This window comes from Henriciella marina DSM 19595 (genome assembly GCF_000376805.1).
GTDB classification, from domain to species: domain Bacteria; phylum Pseudomonadota; class Alphaproteobacteria; order Caulobacterales; family Hyphomonadaceae; genus Henriciella; species Henriciella marina.
The window spans coordinates 351,721-371,430 of sequence record NZ_AQXT01000002.1 but is presented as its reverse complement, the minus strand read 5'-3'; the positions used below and the strand labels follow the sequence as shown (position 1 = coordinate 371,430).

30 protein-coding genes are annotated in these 19,710 nt (G+C 58.3%); 2 read left to right on the top strand and 28 right to left on the bottom strand.

The genetic code is table 11. From position 1 onward, the window contains the following. Positions 1–48: 48 nt before the first annotated feature. Positions 49–3,213 carry a TonB-dependent receptor domain-containing protein gene (locus F550_RS0101810; RefSeq protein ID WP_018146817.1) on the bottom strand — a complete coding sequence of 1,055 codons (3,165 nt, stop codon included), beginning with the start codon at positions 3,211–3,213 and terminating at the stop codon, positions 49–51. Positions 3,214–3,409: 196 nt separating this feature from the next. On the opposite strand from F550_RS0101810, the gene F550_RS0101805 reads away from it, so the two are divergent. Next, positions 3,410–4,138 (top strand): alpha/beta fold hydrolase, encoded by a 729-nt coding sequence (locus F550_RS0101805; RefSeq protein ID WP_026180502.1) that lies wholly within the window; start codon positions 3,410–3,412, stop codon positions 4,136–4,138. 69 nt (positions 4,139–4,207) lie between these two features. Then, positions 4,208–5,416 carry an acyl-CoA dehydrogenase family protein gene (locus F550_RS0101800; RefSeq protein ID WP_018146815.1) on the top strand — a complete coding sequence of 403 codons (1,209 nt, stop codon included), beginning with the start codon at positions 4,208–4,210 and terminating at the stop codon, positions 5,414–5,416. An 88-nt stretch (positions 5,417–5,504) separates the two neighbouring features. On the opposite strand, the gene rplQ is transcribed toward F550_RS0101800, so the two are convergent. The 27 genes from rplQ to rpsJ all read right to left on the bottom strand — a co-directional run bounded on the left by rplQ (position 5,505) and on the right by rpsJ (position 19,481). After that, positions 5,505–5,933, bottom strand: a complete 429-nt coding sequence (gene rplQ, locus F550_RS0101795) for a 50S ribosomal protein L17 (RefSeq protein ID WP_026180501.1) — start codon at positions 5,931–5,933, stop codon at positions 5,505–5,507. Positions 5,934–5,969: 36 nt separating this feature from the next. Continuing rightward, on the bottom strand, positions 5,970–6,989 hold the full coding sequence (locus tag F550_RS0101790) for a DNA-directed RNA polymerase subunit alpha (protein ID WP_026180500.1): 1,020 nt from the start codon (positions 6,987–6,989) through the stop codon (positions 5,970–5,972). A gap of 62 nt (positions 6,990–7,051) precedes the next feature. After that, positions 7,052–7,441: a 30S ribosomal protein S11 gene (gene rpsK, locus F550_RS0101785; RefSeq protein WP_018146812.1), complete on the bottom strand. Its 390-nt coding sequence runs from the start codon at positions 7,439–7,441 to the stop codon at positions 7,052–7,054. A gap of 12 nt (positions 7,442–7,453) precedes the next feature. Continuing rightward, on the bottom strand, positions 7,454–7,822 hold the full coding sequence (rpsM, locus tag F550_RS0101780; RefSeq protein ID WP_018146811.1) for a 30S ribosomal protein S13: 369 nt from the start codon (positions 7,820–7,822) through the stop codon (positions 7,454–7,456). A 139-nt stretch (positions 7,823–7,961) separates the two neighbouring features. Further along, positions 7,962–8,531 carry an adenylate kinase gene (locus F550_RS0101775; RefSeq protein WP_018146810.1) on the bottom strand — a complete coding sequence of 190 codons (570 nt, stop codon included), beginning with the start codon at positions 8,529–8,531 and terminating at the stop codon, positions 7,962–7,964. Next, entirely contained in the window at positions 8,528–9,895 is a 1,368-nt protein-coding gene (gene secY / locus F550_RS0101770) for a preprotein translocase subunit SecY (protein WP_026180499.1), read from the bottom strand. Before secY ends, F550_RS0101775 begins: the two co-directional genes overlap by 4 nt. An 86-nt stretch (positions 9,896–9,981) precedes the next feature. After that, a complete protein-coding gene (rplO, locus tag F550_RS0101765) occupies positions 9,982–10,461 on the bottom strand; it encodes a 50S ribosomal protein L15 (RefSeq protein ID WP_018146808.1) in 480 nt (159 codons plus the stop codon). Positions 10,462–10,505: 44 nt separating this feature from the next. Then, positions 10,506–10,700, bottom strand: a complete 195-nt coding sequence (gene rpmD / locus F550_RS0101760) for a 50S ribosomal protein L30 (RefSeq protein WP_026180498.1) — start codon at positions 10,698–10,700, stop codon at positions 10,506–10,508. Between the two features lie 20 nt (positions 10,701–10,720). Further along, positions 10,721–11,314 (bottom strand): 30S ribosomal protein S5, encoded by a 594-nt coding sequence (gene rpsE / locus F550_RS0101755; RefSeq protein WP_018146806.1) that lies wholly within the window; start codon positions 11,312–11,314, stop codon positions 10,721–10,723. Positions 11,315–11,323: 9 nt separating this feature from the next. After that, a complete protein-coding gene (gene rplR / locus F550_RS0101750; protein ID WP_018146805.1) occupies positions 11,324–11,686 on the bottom strand; it encodes a 50S ribosomal protein L18 in 363 nt (120 codons plus the stop codon). A gap of 4 nt (positions 11,687–11,690) precedes the next feature. Further along, positions 11,691–12,302 carry a 50S ribosomal protein L6 gene (gene rplF / locus F550_RS0101745; RefSeq protein WP_018146804.1) on the bottom strand — a complete coding sequence of 204 codons (612 nt, stop codon included), beginning with the start codon at positions 12,300–12,302 and terminating at the stop codon, positions 11,691–11,693. A 17-nt stretch (positions 12,303–12,319) separates the two neighbouring features. Next, positions 12,320–12,715 carry a 30S ribosomal protein S8 gene (rpsH, locus tag F550_RS0101740; protein ID WP_018146803.1) on the bottom strand — a complete coding sequence of 132 codons (396 nt, stop codon included), beginning with the start codon at positions 12,713–12,715 and terminating at the stop codon, positions 12,320–12,322. Between the two features lie 15 nt (positions 12,716–12,730). Continuing rightward, positions 12,731–13,036 (bottom strand): 30S ribosomal protein S14, encoded by a 306-nt coding sequence (rpsN, locus tag F550_RS0101735; RefSeq protein WP_018146802.1) that lies wholly within the window; start codon positions 13,034–13,036, stop codon positions 12,731–12,733. Positions 13,037–13,055: 19 nt separating this feature from the next. Then, positions 13,056–13,610 (bottom strand): 50S ribosomal protein L5, encoded by a 555-nt coding sequence (rplE, locus tag F550_RS0101730; protein ID WP_018146801.1) that lies wholly within the window; start codon positions 13,608–13,610, stop codon positions 13,056–13,058. Then, complete coding sequence (gene rplX, locus F550_RS0101725; RefSeq protein ID WP_018146800.1) at positions 13,603–13,920, bottom strand: 50S ribosomal protein L24; 318 nt, start codon at positions 13,918–13,920, stop codon at positions 13,603–13,605. The genes rplE and rplX overlap by 8 nt, the downstream gene beginning before the upstream one ends. Positions 13,921–13,922: 2 nt before the next feature. After that, a complete protein-coding gene (rplN, locus tag F550_RS0101720) occupies positions 13,923–14,291 on the bottom strand; it encodes a 50S ribosomal protein L14 (RefSeq protein ID WP_018146799.1) in 369 nt (122 codons plus the stop codon). Continuing rightward, positions 14,288–14,533, bottom strand: coding sequence for a 30S ribosomal protein S17 (rpsQ, locus tag F550_RS0101715; RefSeq protein WP_018146798.1), 246 nt, complete (start codon positions 14,531–14,533; stop codon positions 14,288–14,290). The genes rplN and rpsQ overlap by 4 nt, the downstream gene beginning before the upstream one ends. A 10-nt stretch (positions 14,534–14,543) precedes the next feature. After that, a complete protein-coding gene (gene rpmC / locus F550_RS0101710; protein WP_018146797.1) occupies positions 14,544–14,747 on the bottom strand; it encodes a 50S ribosomal protein L29 in 204 nt (67 codons plus the stop codon). 2 nt (positions 14,748–14,749) lie between these two features. After that, a complete protein-coding gene (gene rplP / locus F550_RS0101705; protein WP_018146796.1) occupies positions 14,750–15,166 on the bottom strand; it encodes a 50S ribosomal protein L16 in 417 nt (138 codons plus the stop codon). 3 nt (positions 15,167–15,169) lie between these two features. Then, a complete protein-coding gene (rpsC, locus tag F550_RS0101700; protein ID WP_018146795.1) occupies positions 15,170–15,904 on the bottom strand; it encodes a 30S ribosomal protein S3 in 735 nt (244 codons plus the stop codon). After that, complete coding sequence (gene rplV, locus F550_RS0101695) at positions 15,904–16,293, bottom strand: 50S ribosomal protein L22 (protein WP_018146794.1); 390 nt, start codon at positions 16,291–16,293, stop codon at positions 15,904–15,906. The genes rpsC and rplV overlap by 1 nt, the downstream gene beginning before the upstream one ends. A gap of 3 nt (positions 16,294–16,296) precedes the next feature. Beyond that, a complete protein-coding gene (rpsS, locus tag F550_RS0101690) occupies positions 16,297–16,575 on the bottom strand; it encodes a 30S ribosomal protein S19 (RefSeq protein ID WP_018146793.1) in 279 nt (92 codons plus the stop codon). 14 nt (positions 16,576–16,589) lie between these two features. Continuing rightward, positions 16,590–17,420 carry a 50S ribosomal protein L2 gene (gene rplB, locus F550_RS0101685; protein ID WP_018146792.1) on the bottom strand — a complete coding sequence of 277 codons (831 nt, stop codon included), beginning with the start codon at positions 17,418–17,420 and terminating at the stop codon, positions 16,590–16,592. A gap of 9 nt (positions 17,421–17,429) precedes the next feature. Next, entirely contained in the window at positions 17,430–17,729 is a 300-nt protein-coding gene (locus tag F550_RS0101680) for a 50S ribosomal protein L23 (RefSeq protein WP_018146791.1), read from the bottom strand. 3 nt (positions 17,730–17,732) lie between these two features. Next, positions 17,733–18,362 (bottom strand): 50S ribosomal protein L4, encoded by a 630-nt coding sequence (gene rplD, locus F550_RS0101675; RefSeq protein WP_018146790.1) that lies wholly within the window; start codon positions 18,360–18,362, stop codon positions 17,733–17,735. Next, a complete protein-coding gene (rplC, locus tag F550_RS16530; RefSeq protein WP_018146789.1) occupies positions 18,362–19,159 on the bottom strand; it encodes a 50S ribosomal protein L3 in 798 nt (265 codons plus the stop codon). The genes rplD and rplC overlap by 1 nt, the downstream gene beginning before the upstream one ends. A 1-nt stretch (position 19,160) precedes the next feature. After that, positions 19,161–19,481 (bottom strand): 30S ribosomal protein S10, encoded by a 321-nt coding sequence (gene rpsJ / locus F550_RS0101665; protein ID WP_018146788.1) that lies wholly within the window; start codon positions 19,479–19,481, stop codon positions 19,161–19,163. Positions 19,482–19,710: the final 229 nt, after the last annotated feature.

The following is a 19,710-nucleotide window of genomic DNA, read 5'->3' as shown; positions in this document are numbered from 1 at the left end:
TGCGGAGGCTTTCGCCTCCGCATCCTACTTTTACTCTCTTGCTTCGTCCTAGCGGGTATAGGTCAGGCCAAGGAAGAAGAACCGTCCCCGAGGACCAACCGGCCAGGCCGTCTGGGTCGAGTATGGGTCCTTGCCAGCGATATTGTTCACGCCGCCATAGACGGTGAACTGATCGTTGAACTCATACGAGGCGTTCGCATCGAAGATGTAGGCTTCGTCAAAGAAACCCGCATTGCCGTAAAGCGCCTGATTCCCATTGAGACCAAGGATATCCTCAACCTCGTCCACTGCCTGCCGGCTGATATACTGGGTCTGGAAGCCGACGTTAAGAGGACCCCGCGCCCAGCTCAGGTTCAGGTTGCCGGAGAGCTCAGGGAAGAAAAGCTCTTCGATTTCCGGATTTACATCCTCCGGGTCAGCTGGATTGAAGAACCGGTCGAGTTTCTCCTGGTAGGACCCGACCAAGGTCGCCCCAAACGTGTTTTCGCCATAGTCAAAGCTGTAGCTGGCCGAGAAGTCTACGCCGCTTGCCTCTACTTGCGCAAAGTTGATCTGGCCGGTTTCAAGACCGTTCAGACCGCCATCGGCACGCCGGGTATAGAGGCCACAGAATTCGAGCGACGGATAGTTTGCCGAGTCGAGACAGCCATCCAGAATATCGCCCGCTGCGACTGCAGAGATCGCATCCTCAATGGACACATCCCAGTAATCGACGGTGAGCGTGAATCCTTCGATGAATCGAGGCGCAAAGACCGCCCCGATCGTATAGGTTTCTGCGGTTTCCACATCGAGATCTGGATTGCCGCCGGACACACCGGAGAAGCGCCCTGTGAGCGGGTTCACATAGATGTAGTTCCCGCTACCGTCGACGATCTGGTTCAAAGGCACACCTGCTGCCTGCAGGTCCGCGATACAGTTTGGAAGCCTTGACGCCGTACCTGCATTCACGTTGCCCGGATCGCATGGATCGGCTGTCGCTGAAACCTCTATCGGAAGTCTTGGATCGAATAGTTCAGACACGTTCGGTGCACGAACAGCTTCAGAAATTGTGCCGCGGAACGTGATATCGTCAATCGGCGCCCAGGAGCCGCCGACCTTCCAGGTCGTTGCCTCGCCAAGGGTCGAATAACTCGCGAGACGAACCGCACCATCAACGGTTAGCTCTTTGGCGAACGGGCGATCGCGCAGGATCGGAAGGCGAATCTCAGCGAAGGCATCGTAAACGTCGTAGCCGCCCGACGTGTTGAATTGCTGAGAATTGTCGATGCTCGTGTACGAAAACAGAAACGGGTCGATCTGGCTGACCTGCGCGCCCGGCGTGAAGGAGGTGGTGGGTGGCAGGATACCAAGCGTAATCGGGTCAAGCGTGCTTTCGCTTCGCTCGTCGCGATACTCAAGACCGGCCGCATATCCAATCGGACCGTCAAGCACAAAGTCCATCACGTCGAACTGACCGGTCGAGATAAGTGAGATGACCGTTTGCTGAAGCTTCAGTTCGTCTTTCAGGTCAGATGTCACAAAATCACGCGCCGCCTGACTGGTCGAATATGTCCCGAAAGGATTGAGCGGGGCACAAGACCCATCGCCCGGCGTGAAGGAGTAGTAACGGTCGGAGGAAAATCCGCCGTCAGCATAACCGTTGCCAGCCGTGAAATAATCGATCTCGTAGGCGGCATTCGGGTTCAGGTCCGAGCGGCAGACGACGTTACCGTTAGCATCCTGCACCGTGTCAATCGCAGCGAAGACACGATCAAGGTAAAGCCCGGTATACTCATCGCGCCGCGTAAACTGGCCGCGATTTATGGACCCCTCAACGATATGACCTTCAGCGGGCTCCCATTCGAACCCGGCGACGAAACGAAGCGTTTCACGCTCATAGGTGAACGGATTGTCGTCACTGAAATCGAGGGGATCCTGCGTTAACAGCAGACCGCCCGTCTGGGCGACGACAGGGTTAAGCTGAGCGGGGATAAACGGGTTATCTGCTGCAATGAACAGCGTATCGTAGAATGTGTCCTGCTCAGCAAATGTCGTTGATTCTGCATTGACCCATTTCGCTTCGAAGAAGACAGAAAAGCTCGGATCAAGGTCATAATTCGCATTGAGATTGACAACCGCCTTGTCAGTTTCTGGGTAAAGCGTGTCACGGTTAAAACTGATGGCACCGCCATCTCCGCCAATCCCCCACAGACCATTCAGAACAATGCCGTCCTGATTGACGCGGATAGAGCCATCAGGATTGGTCAGCCAGCAACCTGCAAGAAAAGCTGCGCGTCCGCCCGCTGATTCCTGACAGTCCGGCGTGCCATTGCCGTTGATATCGACATAATTAACGTTCCGCCCACCGAAAGTCGGCGCGATCGAGCCTTCCTGCGAGGTCAGCCAGAAACGAGGATCATTGATGACGGCGCGGGGCGGCGCGTTCGGGTCCGTCAGAGCAGCCGGGTTGGCACGTGGCTCAACGCTGGCAATGCCGTTGTCGCGTGACCAGTCGCGGTCGCCATAGGTGATGGCCGAATCGTCTTCATAACTCAGCGCGAAAACGACATTGCCTTTGTCATTGTCGAAATTTTGGCCCGCAAGAAGGTCAAAGGAGAAGTTCTCAGCATCGCCCTCCCCGGAGACACCCCCTCTGAGGTCGAGTTGAAGACCCTCAAAATCGTCCTTTAGGACGAAGTTCACGACACCGGTCACAGCGTCGGCACCATAAACCGCAGACGCACCACCCGTCGTCACCTCGACGCGCTCAACAAGAGAGCGCGGGATCGTGCCGATATCGACAGCTTGCGTTCCGCGGAAGCCAGCGACGTGGCGGCGACCGTTGACGAGCGTCAGGGTCCGTTCGGCACCCAGCCCCCGAAGATTGAGCGCGTTCGCGCCGGTATCAGACTGTTCTGCTGTGGTCGACGATACGAGTGCCGGAATGTCATTCACGACATCCGCAAGGTTAAACTCACCCGAAAGCTTGATTGCATTTTCGTCGACTGACTGAACGGGCACCGATGAAATCAGGTTGGGGTCGGACGGGATGCGCGAGCCCGTTACCGTGATCGTTTGCTGAACGGACGCCTCTTCCTCAACTTCAGGAATGGTCTCAACATCGTCCTGCGCCATTGCGGCAGGTCCGGCAAACGCCAGAACGGTTGTTGCCGCCACCCCAGACAGCAGGACGCGCTGAAGGCTCTCATTCGTTCTTTTGCGAACAAAACTCATACTCTCTCTCTCCTCACACTCACGAGATGAAGAGACGCTCGTACGGTAGATTAAAATTCGTCAATAAAACTCAGCCAATACCGAAGCGAAATCGGCCGTTGCTTAGAAAGCAGTCAGGGGAGCCCTTATTGTGAGCGCTGGCAATACAGACTAACGATCATGGGAAAGTGCGATGATCGACGGGGGGAACGTAGCGATGAAGACGATTATGGTCCACGGCGTGCCAGACACGCCCCAGATGTGGCAGCCTCTGATAGCAGCGCTTGGACAAGATATATCCGGCACCATCACCGTCCCTGCCCTGCCTGGTTTTACCGGGCCTATCCCAACAGGCTTTGATGGCTCGAAAGAGGCTTACGTTAACTGGCTGATCGGTCTGATGGAGGAGGCTGGCGAACCCGTCGATCTCGTCGGTCATGACTGGGGCGCGCTTCTGGTGATACGTGCGGCCACGCTCCGCCCTGATCTGGTCCGCAGCTGGGCCGTCGCGAACGCGCTGCCGGAGCGAAATTACAAGTGGCATAGGACGGCGCGTATCTGGCAGACGCCTCTGCTCGGCGAACTGGCCATGGCCGTCACTTCGCGCAGCAGTCTCGCCAAGGGGTTGGAACAGGCCGGGATGCCACACGACCTTGCCCAGCATGAGACACGCCATTGGACACCCAGCATGCGCAAGTCGATCCTCCGCCTCTATCGCTCGGCGAGAAACATCGCTGATGAGTGGACCCGCGACCTGAACAAGCTGCCTGAACGCGGCCTCGTTTTCTGGGGCGATGACGATCCGTTCGTCCCGGTCGAGACCGCCGAACGCTTTTGCGAAAAGACAGGCGTCCCTCTCTATCGCAACGCCAATACCGGTCACTGGTCTGTCGTCGAGAAGGCACCTGAATTTGCCAGCCTGCTGAAGTCTCATTGGGGCGTATGACGCGTGGTCACGGCTTGCAGCCTGCTGTTGCACCGCCATCATGGCAGGGAGCCCTGACCGGAGAGACCCATGCAGCTGACTTTCAGTTCTGAAGAAGAGCAATTTCGCCGGGACGTCCGCGACTTTCTCAGTGACAAACTTACCCCGGAGCTGAAACGATACGCATCGCGCATGACGAGCGTCTATGCCGACAAGGAGACCGCCCTCGAATGGCAGGCCATCCTGAAGGCGCAGGGCTGGGCGGCGCCGTCCTGGCCGGTCGAGTATGGCGGGTGCGACTGGAGCGTCGCGCAGCGCTACATCTTCGACGTGGAGATGGCCCGCGCGGGCGCCCCGCCCCTTTCGCCCATGGGCATCGGCATGTGCGGTCCTGCCCTGATCGGCCATGGGTCGAAGGAACAGAAGGACTATTACCTGCCACGCATCCTCTCCGGAGAAGATTTCTGGTGCCAAGGCTATTCAGAGCCGCACGCGGGGTCCGACCTCGCCGCGCTGACCATGACGGCCGAAGACGACGGCGACGCCTTCCTCTGTAGCGGTTCGAAAATATGGACGACGCATGCCCATGAAGCGAACATGATGTTCTGCCTCATCCGCACGAATGCCAGCGGCAAACCGCAGACAGGCATCACGTTCGTCCTTATCGATATGCAGGCGCCGGGTGTGACGGTCGACCCGATCATCATGCTGTCTGGTGAGCACATCCAGAACGCGGTCTTCTTTGACAATGTCCGCGTGCCGAAAGCCAACGTCATCGGAGAGATCGACAAAGGCTGGACGGTCGCCAAATACCTGCTCGAGTTTGAGCGCGGCGGGTCGTCCTATGGACCCCGGCTGCTACAGCGCATTGGGGGCCTCAGACGCGCAGCGCACGCGCTTGGCAGCTTGACGCCTGAACTTGATGCCTCTCTGACGCAGGCGGAGATCGACGCCTCAACCCTTGAGGCAGCCGAGCTCATGATGATGTCGGAGCTCTCCAACGGCGGCACACCGGGCCTCAAAGCCTCCATGATGAAAATACGCGGCACCGAGCTTAGCCAACGCCTCACCGAGATTGGGCTCGATCTTGCCGGCGTGTACTCAGAACCGTTTCAGCCTGAACACACTGAAACCGGCGGGCCTGTTGTCACCCACGCGCCGTCAAATCAGGGCCTGGTCGGCCCCGAAAGCCTCGTCACCGTATCGGCCAAGTATCTCAATGACCGAGCCGGCTCAATCTATGCCGGCTCCAATGAGATCCAGCGCAACATCCTGTCGAAGGCGCAGCTCGGTCTTTAGCAACAGAACGCCAGATCTCTGGCAAACAAACAAAAAAGCCCCGCAGGTCTGACCTGCGGGGCTTTGAAATGGGTCGGGGCAAAAGGCCCTATTCGAACTCGTCCATCTCGGCGAGTTCTGCCTCATGGCGTGCGCGGTCTTCTGCGCCCTTGGCCGCTTCATCGCGGTCGACCAGTTCAATGACGGCAACCGGTGCATTGTCACCATGGCGGAAGCCGGCTTTCAGCACGCGGCAATAACCGCCATTGCGGTCTTTGTAGCGCTCACCGAAAACTTCGAAGAGCTTGTGGACGGCATCCTTGTTGCGGATCTGGGCAATTGCCTGGCGACGCGCAGAAAGATCGCCTTTCTTGGCAAGCGTAACGAGCTTGTCCATGATCGGCTTCAGCTCCTTCGCCTTGGGGAGCGTTGTCACAATTTGCTCATGCTGGATCAGCGAAGACGCCATGTTCGCGAACATCGCCTTACGATGTGCGCTAGTGCGGTTCAGCTTGCGATGTGCAATTCCGTGGGCCATTTAAGTGGTCTCCTGCGCGCCCTCCCGGGCGGACGTTTAGAGGTGATCGTCGTATTTCTTGGCAAGTGCCTCGATATCTTCTGGCGGCCAGTCCGGCACTTCCATGCCGAGGTGCAGACCCATACCAGCGAGGACTTCCTTGATCTCGTTGAGCGACTTGCGGCCGAAGTTCGGCGTGCGAAGCATCTCGGCTTCCGACTTCTGGATGAGGTCGCCGATATAAACAATGTTGTCGTTCTTCAGGCAGTTTGCCGAACGCACCGAAAGCTCAAGCTCGTCGACCTTCTTGAGAAGGACAGGATTGAAGCCAAGATCGGTTTCTTCACTCGACGACGCGCTCTCTGTTTCAGGCTCATCGAAGGTGATGAAGAGCTGGAGCTGGTCCTGGAGGATGCGGGCGGCATAGGCCACTGCGTCTTCCGGCGTGATCGCGCCATCAGTCTCGACCGAGAGGGTCAGCTTGTCATAGTCGAGCACGGTGCCTTCACGCGTGTCTTCGACGCTGTAACCAACGCGGCGAACCGGCGAATAGATCGCATCAACCGGAATGAAGCCGATCGGCGCATCTTCCGGACGGCTCTGATCGGCAGGCACATAGCCCTTGCCGGTCGCAACCGTGAATTCCATGCGAACCGAAGCGCCATCATCAAGCGTACAGATAACGAGATCCGGATTGAGGATCTTTACATCACCCGAGGTCTCGATCTGGCCGGCTTTGACTTCGCCCTTGCCATCGGCCTTCAGAATCATGCGCTTCGGCGTATCCGAAACCATGTCGATGGCGATCTGCTTGAGATTCAGGACGATCGTGGTGACGTCTTCGCGCACGCCCGGGATCGACGAGAACTCATGAACAACGCCGTCGATCTGGACGCCAGAAATGGCGGCGCCCTGAAGCGAAGAAAGAAGGACGCGGCGAAGCGCGTTGCCGAGCGTCGTGCCAAAACCGCGCTCCAGCGGCTCGATGACGAGTTTCGCATGGCGGCGCGGGTCGCGGCCTGTCTCAACCGTCGGGCGGTTCGGACGGATCAGTTCTTTCCAGTTACGGTCATTCACACTGGTCGCAGTATCGGCCATTCATGGCCTCCTTGGTCTTGCTACAGGACGGGCGCTCTTACCTAGACGCGGCGGCGTTTCGGTGGGCGGCAGCCATTGTGCGGAATTGGGGTCGTATCGCGGATCGACGTGATGGTCAGGCCGGCGGTCTGAAGGGCGCGCAGCGCGCTCTCGCGGCCTGAACCTGGCCCACGGACATTGACCTCGATGGTCTGGAGCCCGTGCTCCTGAGCTTTCTTCGCAGCGTCTTCTGCGGCCACCTGGGCAGCATAAGGCGTCGATTTGCGTGAGCCCTTGAACCCCATGGTCCCAGCCGACGACCAGGAAATTGCATTTCCCTGCGCATCGGTGATGGTGATCATGGTGTTGTTGAAGCTCGAATTCACATGCGCGACACCCGAAGAAATGTTCTTGCGGGCGCGGCGGCGAACGCGGGTCGTATCACGAGCCATATCGGTCCTGTCCTACTTCTTCTTGCCGGCGATTGGTTTCGCCGGACCCTTGCGGGTGCGTGCATTTGTATGGGTACGCTGACCGCGAACCGGAAGGCGCTTGCGGTGGCGAAGGCCACGGTAGCAGCCAAGGTCCATCAGACGCTTGATATTCATGGAGACTTCGCGGCGAAGGTCGCCCTCGACCATATGATCGGAATCAACGGCCTCACGAATCTGGATAACTTCGGCATCTGTCAGATCAGCAACGCGGCGATGATGCTCAATACCGATCTTGTCGGTGATCTCGCGCGCCTTGGCCGGGCCAATGCCGTGAATGTAACGAAGCGCGATCTCGACACGCTTGTTCGTCGGAATATTTACGCCTGCTATACGGGCCATGGGGCCTCATCTCCTAAAACTGCCGACAGCGGATCCGGCGCGAAACGAAACCAACGCTCCGCGCGCGCGAACCCGACCTCTTAACGAAGTGCGTCGTTATAGACGTGCAATTCCCCGCGTCAACTGGTGAATTGCGGCTTTATGCGGTCTCTTTCAGCGCCTTCTCAACGCCTTCAGTGACAGCCTCGATACTGGCCATTCCATCGACTTCGCGAAGGATTCCGCGCTCTGCATAAAACGGCAGAAGCGGGGCCGTATCCTGATTGTATTTCTCCAGCCGGGCGGCAAAAGTCGCCGGGTTGTCGTCCTTGCGGCCCTGCTCATTAAAGCGCTTGGTGACACGCTCCATAAGCTGCTCTTCGTCAACCACGAGACGAATCACCCGATCGACCTGGGTGCCGCGTGATTGAAGAAGCCGGTCGAGCGCTTCGGCCTGACCGATCGTGCGCGGAAAACCATCAAAGATGAAGCCGGCCGCGCCCTTGTTCTGTCCGAGCTGCTCATCAATCAGGTCGATGACGATCTCATCAGATACGAGCCCGCCCTCATCCATGATCTTCGCAACACGCTTGCCGAGGTCCGACCCCGACGCGCGTGCAGCGCGTAACATGTCGCCGGTCGACAGTTGCACATAACCATATTCCTCGACGAGGCGTTTGGCCTGTGTGCCCTTGCCAGCGGCGGGTGGTCCGAAAAGTATGAGATTCATCGTCTGCGTTTGCCTCCCAGCCGAGATTTCTTGATCAGTCCCTCATACTGGTGCGCAATCAGGTGGGACTGGATCTGTGTCACTGTATCCATCGTCACCGATACAACGATCAGAAGTGAAGTACCACCAATGTAGAAAGGAATTTCCGGCATATAGCGGCGCAGCACTTCCGGCAGAAGACAGACGAAAACAAGATAGATCGCACCGATCGTCGTCAGCCTCGTCAACACATAGTCGAAATAGGCCGCCGTGTTCTTGCCTGGACGGATGCCAGGAACGAACCCGCCATACTTGCGCAGATTGTCGGCCGTCTCCTGCGGATTGAACATGATGGACGTGTAGAAGAAGCAGAAAAATGCCACGAGCACGCCATAGGTAATGATGTAGGTCCAGCTGCCCGGCGAGAAGTTGATCGCCAGCCACTGAAGGATCCCCGGATCGCCAGCAGCCACCTGACCTTCTGCGCCCACGGTACTTCCACCAACAAGACCAACAGCGGTCAGCGGCAGCATCAGGATCGCGATCGCGAAGATCGGCGGAATCACGCCTGACGTGTTCAGCTTGAGCGGCATGAAGGACGATTGTCCCTGGCTCATCTTGTTGCCCTGCTGGCGCTTTGGATACTGGATCAGGATCCGGCGCTGCGAGCGTTCGATGAACACGATGAAGAGGACCAGCGCAATGACCAGTACAAGAATGCCGAGAACAAAGACGACATTGATGCCCTGCTCGCGGCCACCTGAGAAGAGGTTGAAGATCGCCTTCGGCATCTCAGCGATGATGCCCGCGAAAATAATTAAAGAGATACCATTACCGATGCCGCGCGCAGTAATCTGCTCACCCATCCACATCAGGAACATTGTGCCGCCAACAAAGGTCGAAACGGCTGTCACGATAAAGAACCACTGGGCAATACCGTCATAGGCGACGCCCGACAGACCCATCGCAATCCCGAACCCCTGGAAGAAGGCAAAGCCGACAGTGAGGTAACGGGTATACTGGTTAATCTGTTTGCGCCCGGACTCGCCTTCTTTTTTGAGCTTTTCAAGCGAAGGGACGGCGCTCGTCATCATCTGCACGATGATGGACGCCGTAATATAGGGCATGACGTTCAGCGCGAAGACGCTCATGCGCTCGACCGCGCCGCCTGCAAACATGTTCAGGGAGCCGAGCATACCGCCCGATTGCTGGGCGAAGAAGCGCTCGAACTGGGTCGGGTCGACACCAGGCACGGGAATGTACGTGCCGAGGCGATAGAGGACCAGAATGAAAAGCGTGAACAGGATGCGCGCCTGGAGGTCCTTCGCCTTGGCGAAGGTGCCGAAGTTCATGTTGCGCGCCATTTGCTCTGCGGCTGTGGCCAAAGGACCCTCCTACCCGAAATGAAATCGCCGCCAACATTGGCGGCGAGATCGTGTTTGTGAAGGTGTATAGACGAAAAAGACCCGTCTTACTCAGCTTTTTCAGCAGCTATCGGACCGGTCACCGTAACGGATCCACCGGCTTTTTCGATCGCCTCGATGGCGGCCTTACTGGCGCCGGTCACGGTGATCTTGGCGTTCTTCGGCGCGTCACCCTTGGCAAGTAGGCGGATGCCGTCCTTGCTGCGGCGGACAACGCCGGACGAAAGAAGTGTCTCTTCCGTGATATCGTCGGCTTTCAGCTTGCCAGCATCAATCGCCTTGGTCAGACGACCGAGGTTGACCCAGGCATGCGTCTTGGAGCCGCGGGATGTGAAACCGCGCTTTGGCAGACGCATATAGATTGGCATCTGGCCGCCTTCAAAGCCGTTGATGGCGACGCCCGAGCGTGCCTTCTGACCTTTGACACCACGTCCGCCAGTCTTGCCCTTGCCGGAGCCGACGCCGCGGCCAACACGGTGGCGGTTATGCGTGGAGCCCGCATTTGGAGAGAGTTCGTTGAGTTTCATCGCTCTATTCCTGACTGGCGTGTGAAAGGGTCGCCCCTATACGCCTACTCTTCTACGACTTCAATAAGATGTGACACCTTGGCGATCATGCCCTGAACGGAAGGTGTGTTCTGGAGCTCGCTCTCACGGCCGACCTTGTTCAGACCGAGGCCGACCAGCGTTGCGCGCTGTTCTGGCTTACGGCGAATCGGGCTGCCCGTCTGGCGCACCTTGATCATGTCTGCTTGCTTCTTGGCCATCATCAGATCCCTTTTCTAAATCAGGCGGTTTCGGAAACGCCGGCTTCGGACGCACCATCGGTGCGGCGACCAACGATATCCTGGACTTTCAGGCCGCGCTTAGAAGCGATCGAGCGTGGGCTCGCCTGCTCCTTGAGCGCCTGGAAGGTCGCACGAACCATGTTGTAAGGGTTGGACGAGCCGTTCGACTTCGCAACGACGTCCTGGATGCCGAGCACTTCCATAACGGCGCGCATCGGGCCACCCGCAATCACCCCGGTGCCGGGAGGCGCTGCACGAAGCGTGACCTTGCCAGCACCCCAGCGGCCTTTGCCGTCATGGTGAAGCGTGCGGCCTTCGCGAAGCGGAATGCGAACGAGGTTGCGCTTGGCTTCCTCGGTTGCCTTTCGGATCGCTTCAGGAACTTCGCGGGCCTTGCCCTTACCGAAGCCTGCGCGGCCCTTCTGATCACCAACAACCACGAGAGCTGCGAAACCGAAGTTCTTGCCGCCCTTAACCGTCTTTGCGACGCGGTTAATACCGACCAGCTTGTCTGTCAGCTCGCTTTGCTCATCGTTGCGATCGTCTCTGCGCCCGCGTCCGCGGCCGCGACCTCTGCCCTGTTCGTCTGCCATACTGGCCTCCTAGAACTTCAGGCCGCCCTCACGGGCGGCATCTGCCAGGGCTTTCACCCGGCCGTGGAACATGTAGCCACCGCGATCGAAGACGACGTCTTCGACACCGGCCTGCTTTGCGCGCTCTGCAATCAGCTCGCCGATCTTCTGAGCGGCAGCAATGTCGCTCGTGGATTTCAGCTTGCCGCGCAGGTCCTGCTCGAGCGTCGATGCCGCAGCAACCGTCAGACCCTTCTCATCATCGATGATCTGGACTGAGATATTCTTGTGCGAGCGGGCAACCGACAGACGCGGCTTGCCTTCAGCAACTTTGCGGAGCTTCGCACGAACGCGCTGGGCGCGGCGGAGTGTCTTTTCGCGTGTCGTCTTCATGGCGTTACTTCTTCTTGCCTTCCTTGCGGCGGACGTATTCGCCCGCATACCGCACGCCCTTGCCCTTGAAAGGCTCTGGCTTGCGGAACTGGCGGATTTCTGCGGCGGCCTGGCCGACAGCCTGCTTGTCAGCGCCCGACACGATAACCTCTGTCGGTTTTGGCGCTTCCAGCTTGATGCCGTCCGGTGCCTTGAAGATCACGTCGTGCGAGTAGCCGAGCGAAAGCTTCAGATCGTTGCCCTGCATCTGGGCGCGATAACCGACGCCGACGAGTTCAAGCGACTTCGTGAAGCCTTCCGCTGCGCCGTGAACGACGTTAGCAGCATTCGCACGTGCCGTGCCCCACTGGGTGCGGACCTTGGAGTCCAGCGCCTCAGCGAAGGTCATCTTCTTCTTGCCCTTCTCATCGTTCGCCTTGATGCGATCATTGGCCTCGGAGACATAGTCTTCGCGTGGCATGATCGACAGCTCGCCGTCCTTGAGTTCGGCAGTGACCATGTCGGACACCGTAAAGGCGAGTTGTCCCTTGGGACCTTTCGCCTCGATCTTGTTGCCATCCACCGTGACGGTCGTACCGTTCGGGACGGGAATGGGGAGTTTTCCAATACGGGACATATCAGTTCATCCTCGTCCTAGAATACCCGGCAAAGGATCTCGCCACCAACATTCTCATTACGTGCGACAGCGTCAGAGATGACACCCTTCGACGTAGAGAGAATGGAGATGCCCAGTCCGTTACGGACCAGTGGCAGATCATTCACCGACGAATAAACCCGGCGGCCTGGCTTCGAGACCCGGCGGATCTCGGAGATGACAGGCGCGCCATCGAAATACTTAAGCTCGATCTCGACATTGCGATGACCGTCTTTTTCCACTTCCGTGTAGCCACGGATGTAGCCTTCGCTCTGCAGGACATCGAGAACTCGAAGCCGCAGTTTCGAAGAAGGTGAGACGACCTTCGTCATGCCACGCATCTGCGCATTGCGGATGCGGGTCAGGAGATCGCCAAGGGGATCGGAAATATTCATCTTGGTCCTCCTTTCCTACCAGCTTGACTTGACTAGGCCCGGCACCATGCCAAGCGAGCCAAGCTCACGCAGCGCGATACGGGACATTTTCATCTTGCGGTAATAACCGCGCGGACGTCCTGTAACCTGGCAACGGTTGCGAATGCGGCTCGGAGCCGAATTGCGCGGAAGGGCAGCGAGCTTCAGGCGAGCCTGAAACCGTTCTTCCAGCGGCAGATCTTCATCCATCGCCATTGCTTTAAGCTTCGCACGGCGAGCCGCGTACTGGGCGACCATCCGGCGACGCTTCTCGTTCTTCTCGATTGCGCTTTTCTTAGCCATATCGTTTCGTCCTCAAGCGCTAGTTACGGAACGGGAAGCCGCAATGCGCAAGCAGCGCCTTGGCTTCGTCGTTCGTCTTGGCGGTGGTGCAGACAATGATGTCCATACCGCGAATGTCCTCGATGTCGTCATAGTTGATCTCCGGGAACACGATCTGCTCCTTGAGACCCATGGCGAAATTGCCCCGGCCATCGAAACTCTTGCCGTTCAGGCCCCGGAAGTCCTTCACACGTGGCAGAGCCATGTTGGTCAGGCGGTCCAGAAACTCGTACATACGGTCACGGCGAAGCGTGACCTTTGCACCGATGACCATGCCTTCACGCAGCTTGAAGCCGGCGATGGACTTGGTGGCCTTTGTCGGCACGGGCTTCTGACCCGAAATCCGTTCCAGTTCGGCAAGTGCCGTCTTGATCTTCTTGGAGTCGGCGACCGCTTCACCTACACCCATGTTGATCACGACCTTGTCGAGCTTCGGCACCTGCATCTCGTTGGTGTATTTGAACTCTTCGAGAAGTTTGGCGCGGATCTCGTCCTTGTACTTCTTTTTCAGACGGGGTTCGTAATTATCAGACATCGATCGATTCCCCTGAACGTTTGGCATAGCGCGTCTTGCGACCATGCTCGTCAGTCTTGAAGCCAACGCGGGTCGGCTTGCCATCACGAGGATCCACGTGTGCCACATTGGAAACGTGGATCGGAGCTTCGAACGTCTTGATACCACCTGGGTCCATCTGCGACGGACGCTGGTGACGCTTCACAACGTTCACACCCTGAACCAGGACACGGTTTTCAGCCGGGATCACTTTCAGCACTTCGCCTTTGGCGCCCTTGTTACGGCCCGCCGTGACGATGACGCGATCACCTTTTTTCACCTTGGCAGCCATGACTACAGCACCTCCGGAGCCAGCGAGACGATCTTCATGTGGTTCTTGGCGCGAAGCTCGCGCGGAACCGGGCCGAAGATACGCGTCCCGATCGGTTCGCCATTATTGTTCACAAGCACAGCGGCATTCGTGTCAAAACGGATGACAGAGCCGTCACGGCGCTTGATGTCCTTGGCAACGCGAACCACGACAGCGCGGCGAACGTCACCCTTCTTCACGCGGCCGGTCGGAATTGCTTCCTTGATCGACACCACGATGATGTCGCCGACAGACGCATAGCGGCGGCCTGCACCGCCCAGCACCTTGATGCACTGGACGCGGCGTGCGCCGGAATTGTCAGCCACGCGAAGGTTGGACTGCATCTGAATCATGAGTCAGCTCCTTCGCCAGCAATAACTTCCCACGTCTTCAGCTTCGAGCGCGGCGGGCATTCACGGATCGTGATGCGCTCGCCCTCAACTGCGACGTTGCCCTCATCATGGGCATGATATTTCTTCGAGCGGCGCACGATCTTTTTAAGAACAGGGTGAAGAAAAGTGCGGTCAATACGGACCACAGCGGTCTTGTCCTGCTTCGTGGACACCACAACGCCTTCCATTACGCGCTTTGGCATGTCTCTTCTCCTACGCCTCTGCTTCCGATTTGGCCGTTTCAGTAAGGAGCGTCTTGACGCGCGCGATGTCGCGGCGGACTTCCTTCATCCGGGCCGTTTTTTCCAGCTGGCCGGTGGCCTGTTGGAAACGGAGGTTGAACTGTTCTTTCTTGAGCTGGACGAGCTGATCTTTCAGCTGGTCGGCACTCTTCGAACGCAAATCAGTGATTTTCATCTCTAGATCCCCTCAATGCGCTTGATGATCTTGGTCTTGACCGGAAGCTTGGCAGCGCCAAGCCTCAGAGCCTGGAGCGCCACATCGTCCGGCACACCATCGATCTCGAAAAGGATACGGCCAGGAGCGACACGTGCGACCCAACGGTCGACGGAGCCCTTACCCTTACCCATACGAACTTCGATCGGCTTCGCGGACACAGGCGTATCCGGGAAAACACGGATCCAGACCTTGCCCTGACGCTTCATTTCGCGCGTCACGGCCCGGCGGGTTGCTTCGATCTGGCGGGACGTTACCCGCTCAGGCTCAAGCGCTTTCAGGCCATAGGTCCCGAAGTTCAGCGTATATCCGCCCTTCGCGTTACCGGTGATACGACCCTTGAACGCCTTGCGGTATTTGGTGCGTTTTGGCTGCAGCATCTGTTAGGCTCCTGCGCCTTGCGGACCCGAAGCCGGGCCACGCTGGTTGGTCGAACGGGCGCGCGCCTGGCCGGAATCTTCGGCCTTGCGGTCCTGCGCCATCGGATCGTGCTCCATGATCTCGCCTTTGTAGATCCAGACCTTGATGCCAATAATGCCATAGGTCGTTTCTGCTTCGGCGGTGCCATAGTCGATGTCGGCGCGCAGCGTATGAAGCGGCACGGAGCCCTCTGCATACTGCTCGGTCCGCGCGATTTCCGCGCCGCCGAGACGGCCGGCAACCATGATACGGACACCAAGCGCGCCAAGACGCATCGAGTTCTGGATCGAACGCTTCATGGCGCGGCGGAAAGAGCCGCGGCGCTCAAGTTGACGCGCAATATCTTCAGCAACGAGCGTCGCATCGATCTCAGGCTTACGGATCTCAACGAGGTTCACGCGAACATCATCTTCCGTCATCTTCGACAGCTTCTTGCGAAGCACTTCGATGTCGGCGCCCTTCTTGCCGATCACAAGACCCGGGCGGGCCGTGTGGATCGTCACGATGCACTTCTTGTGCGGACGCTCGATGATGATGCGGGAGATACCCGCCTGCTTGAGCTCTTGCTTGATGGCGTTACGGATTTTCAGGTCTTCGTGGACAAGACGGCCATAGTCTGCCGTATCGGCATACCAGCGGCTGTCCCAGGTCCGGTTGACCCCCAGACGAAACCCGATGGGATTGATTTTCTGACCCATTACGCGGCCTCCGCTTCAGCTGATGTGTCGCGCAGCACGACGGTGAGCTGCGAGAATGGTTTCACGATACGGGCAGCGCGGCCACGAGCACGGGCACGAATACGCTTCATGACCAGGTTCTTGCCCACGTGCGCCTCAGCAACGACGAGACTATCAATGTCGAGACCGTGATTATTCTCGGCGTTCGACATGGCCGAATACAGGACCTTGTAGACGTCTTTCGCCGCGCGCTTGCGCGAGAACTGCATCTGATCCATCGCTTTCTGAACCGGAAGGCCGCGAATCTGCTGAGCCAGGAGGTTCAGCTTCTGCGGGCTCGAACGGTACATACGCAGGACTGCGCGCGACTCGTTAAGGGCCTGTTTCGGAGGATTCTTTGCCTTACCCATGGCCTACTTCCTCTTGGCTTTCTTGTCGGCGCCGTGGCCATGATAGGTGCGGGACGGCGCGAACTCGCCGAACTTGTGACCCACCATTTCCTCGGTGACGAGAACGGGAACGAACTTGTTGCCGTTGTGAACCTGAAAGTTCAGGCCCACGAATTGCGGCATGATGGTCGAGCGACGCGACCAGGTCTTGATAACTTCGCGGCGTTCGGAAGCTTGGGCGTTCTCTGCCTTCTTGAGCAGATAGCCGTCGACGAACGGACCTTTCCAGACGGAACGTGGCATATCTCTCTCGCTCCCTAGCGTTTCGCGTTACGGCGACGGATGATCAGACGATCCGAAGCCTGGGTCTTGCGGGTTTTAGGACCGCGGGTTTTCTTGCCCCATGGCGTCACAGGGTGACGGCCGCCGGACGACTTACCTTCACCACCACCGTGCGGGTGATCGACCGGGTTCATCGCGACACCGCGAACCTTCGGGCGACGGCCGAAGTGGCGCGAACGGCCAGCCTTCGAAAGCACCGTGTTCATATTGTCCGGGTTCGACACCGCGCCGATAGCCGCCAGGCAGCTATCTGGAACCATGCGAAGCTCACCTGAGGACAGTTTGATCTGCGCGTAACCAGCGTCGCGGCCGACAATCTGGACATAGGTACCGGCCGAACGTGCGATCTGCGCGCCCTTGAGCGGCTTGATCTCAACATTGTGGACGATCGTACCGACAGGAATGTTCTTCAGCGGAAGAACGTTACCCGGCTTGATGTCAGCCGTCTTAGACGTGGTCACCTTGTCACCGACAGCAAGACGCTGCGGAGCAATGATGTAAGCCTGGTCGCCGTCCGCATAACGGATCAGCGCAATGAAGGCTGTCCGGTTCGGATCATATTCTAGACGCTCGACGGTCGCTTCGATGTCCCAGCGCTGACGCTTGAAATCGATCTTGCGATAAAGGCGCTTTGCGCCGCCGCCGATGCCGCGAACCGTGACACGGCCACGATTGTTCCGACCACCCGACTTGGACAGACCTTCGGTCAGCGATTTGACCGGACGGCCTTTGTACAGTTCCGACTTGTCGACGATGACAAGCTGGCGCTGACCGGGCGACGTTGGGTTGAATGTCTTGAGTGCCATATCGCTCTCCTACAGGCCGGTCGTGATGTCGACGGACTGGCCGTCTTTCAGCGTGACGATGGCCTTCTTGGTGTCCGAACGCTGACCCATTTTACCACGGAAGCGTTTGGTCTTGCCCTTCTGGACAATCACATTGACCTTGGTCACGTCGACCTTGAACAGGTTTTCCACGGCGTCCTTGATCTCGGCCTTGTTGGCCGTGAGCGGGACCTGGAAAACGATCTTGTTTTCTTCTGCGAGCAGCGTCGCTTTTTCCGTGATGTGCGGAGCGAGCAGCGCGTCGTAGTGATGTGCTTTCACGTCAGCCATGATCTATTTCCCCTCGAAACGCGCGCCGATACCATCGAGCGCATCCTTGGTTACAACAAGCTGGTGGCGGCGCATCACGTCATAGACGTTAAGGCCGGCAACCGGCAGAACGTCGATGTTCGGGATGTTGCGAGCAGCTTTCGCGAAATTCTGGTCGACCTCGGATCCACCAATGATCAGCGCGTTCACGACGCCGAGCGCCTTGAGCTTTGCCGTCAGCTCCTTGGTCTTCGCTTCGCCGAGCTTGGCTTCGTCGATCACGATGAGCGAGCCATCCTTGGCCTTCGAAGAGAGCGCATGCGCAAGTGCCAGACGACGGACCTTCTTTGGAAGATCGTGAGCATGGCTGCGAACCCGCGGACCGTGCGCGACAGCACCACCAACGAAGATACCAGCATTACGGGCACCGTGGCGTGCGCCGCCGGACCCCTTCTGACGGATGAACTTCTTGGTCGTGACCGAAACTTCGTCACGGGTCTGCGTCTTGTGCGTACCGGCCTGACGCTTGGCAAGCTGCCAGCGGACCGTGCGGTGAAGCAGGTCGGCGCGGATGTCGGTCAGACCGAAGATGGCGTCATCGAGAGTCGCCTTGCCAGCGGACTTGCCATCAAGATTTTTGACGTCGAATTCCATTATTCTCCAGCCTCCGCATTTGCGGCTTCAGCAGACTGTTCGCCGCCATTCTTGCCACGGAAAGACCCACCTGCTGGCGCGTCAGCGTGAGCAGGCTTCTTGATTGCGTCACGAACTTCGACATACGAGCCGTCATGACCAGGGATTGCGCCCTTGACCAGGATCAGGCCGCGATCAGTATCGGTGCGGACGATTTCGAGGTTCTGGATGGTCACGCGGTCCGTACCGTAGTGACCGGCCATCTTCTTGCCCTTGAACACCTTGCCCGGATCCTGGCACTGGCCAGTTGAACCATGGGCACGGTGGGAGACCGAGACGCCGTGCGTCGCACGAAGACCGCCGAAGTTCCAGCGCTTCATGGCGCCGGAGAAACCCTTACCAAGGGAGATACCTGCGATGTCGACGCGCTGGCCAGCAACGAAGTGGTCAGCCATGACCTCTGCGCCCACATCTGGCATCGTCTCGCTATCGACGCGGAACTCGACCAGCTTGCGCTTTGGCGCAACGCCTGCCTTGGCGAAGGCTTCGCGCTGCGACTTTGCCGTACGCTTTGCTTTTGCTTCGCCGGCACCCATCACAACAGCATTGTAACCATCGTTGCGGGTGACGTTGATTTTTTCTTTTTTCTTGCCGCGATTGACGCTGACTTCGCGGTCAGCATCGGTGCGCAGGCCAACGACCTGGCAGCCATCAAGCGACAGGACGGTCACCGGAACGTGGCGACCTTCCTCATTGAAAATACGGGTCATACCCAGCTTGCGGGCGAGGACCCCGGTACGTGACGCCGGAAGTGCCATCTTAGCGCGCTCCCTCAAGTTTGATCTCGATGCCGACACCAGCAGAGAGGTCGAGCTTCATCAGCGCGTCCACGGTCTGCGGTGTTGGGTCGACAATATCGAGAATGCGTTTGTGTGTGCGGATCTCGAACTGGTCGCGGGACTTTTTGTCGATGTGCGGCGAGCGGTTCACCGTGAAGCGCTCGATGCGTGTCGGCAGTGGGATCGGGCCACGCACGTCAGCGCCGGTGCGCTTCGCAGTGGACACGATCTCTTTCGCCGACATGTCGAGGGCGCGGTGATCGAAGGCTTTCAGCCGGATCCGGATATTTTGTTTTTCCATCGTACGGTATCCCGTCAACATGTATGACGCGCCAAGGCGCACGCTTTAAAGCGCCCGGACGCATTCGGCTCGAATTGTTCAGTTCGGTAGGAAGCGTTTGCCTGAAACTGGCACGGCCGACCTTTCGAAGGGCGCGGTGTATGGGATTTGAGGGGGACCGTCAACACTTCATGGCGGAATCTTTGCAGCCGCAACCAGTTGGGCTCTGCCATTCCTCATATTGCAATGA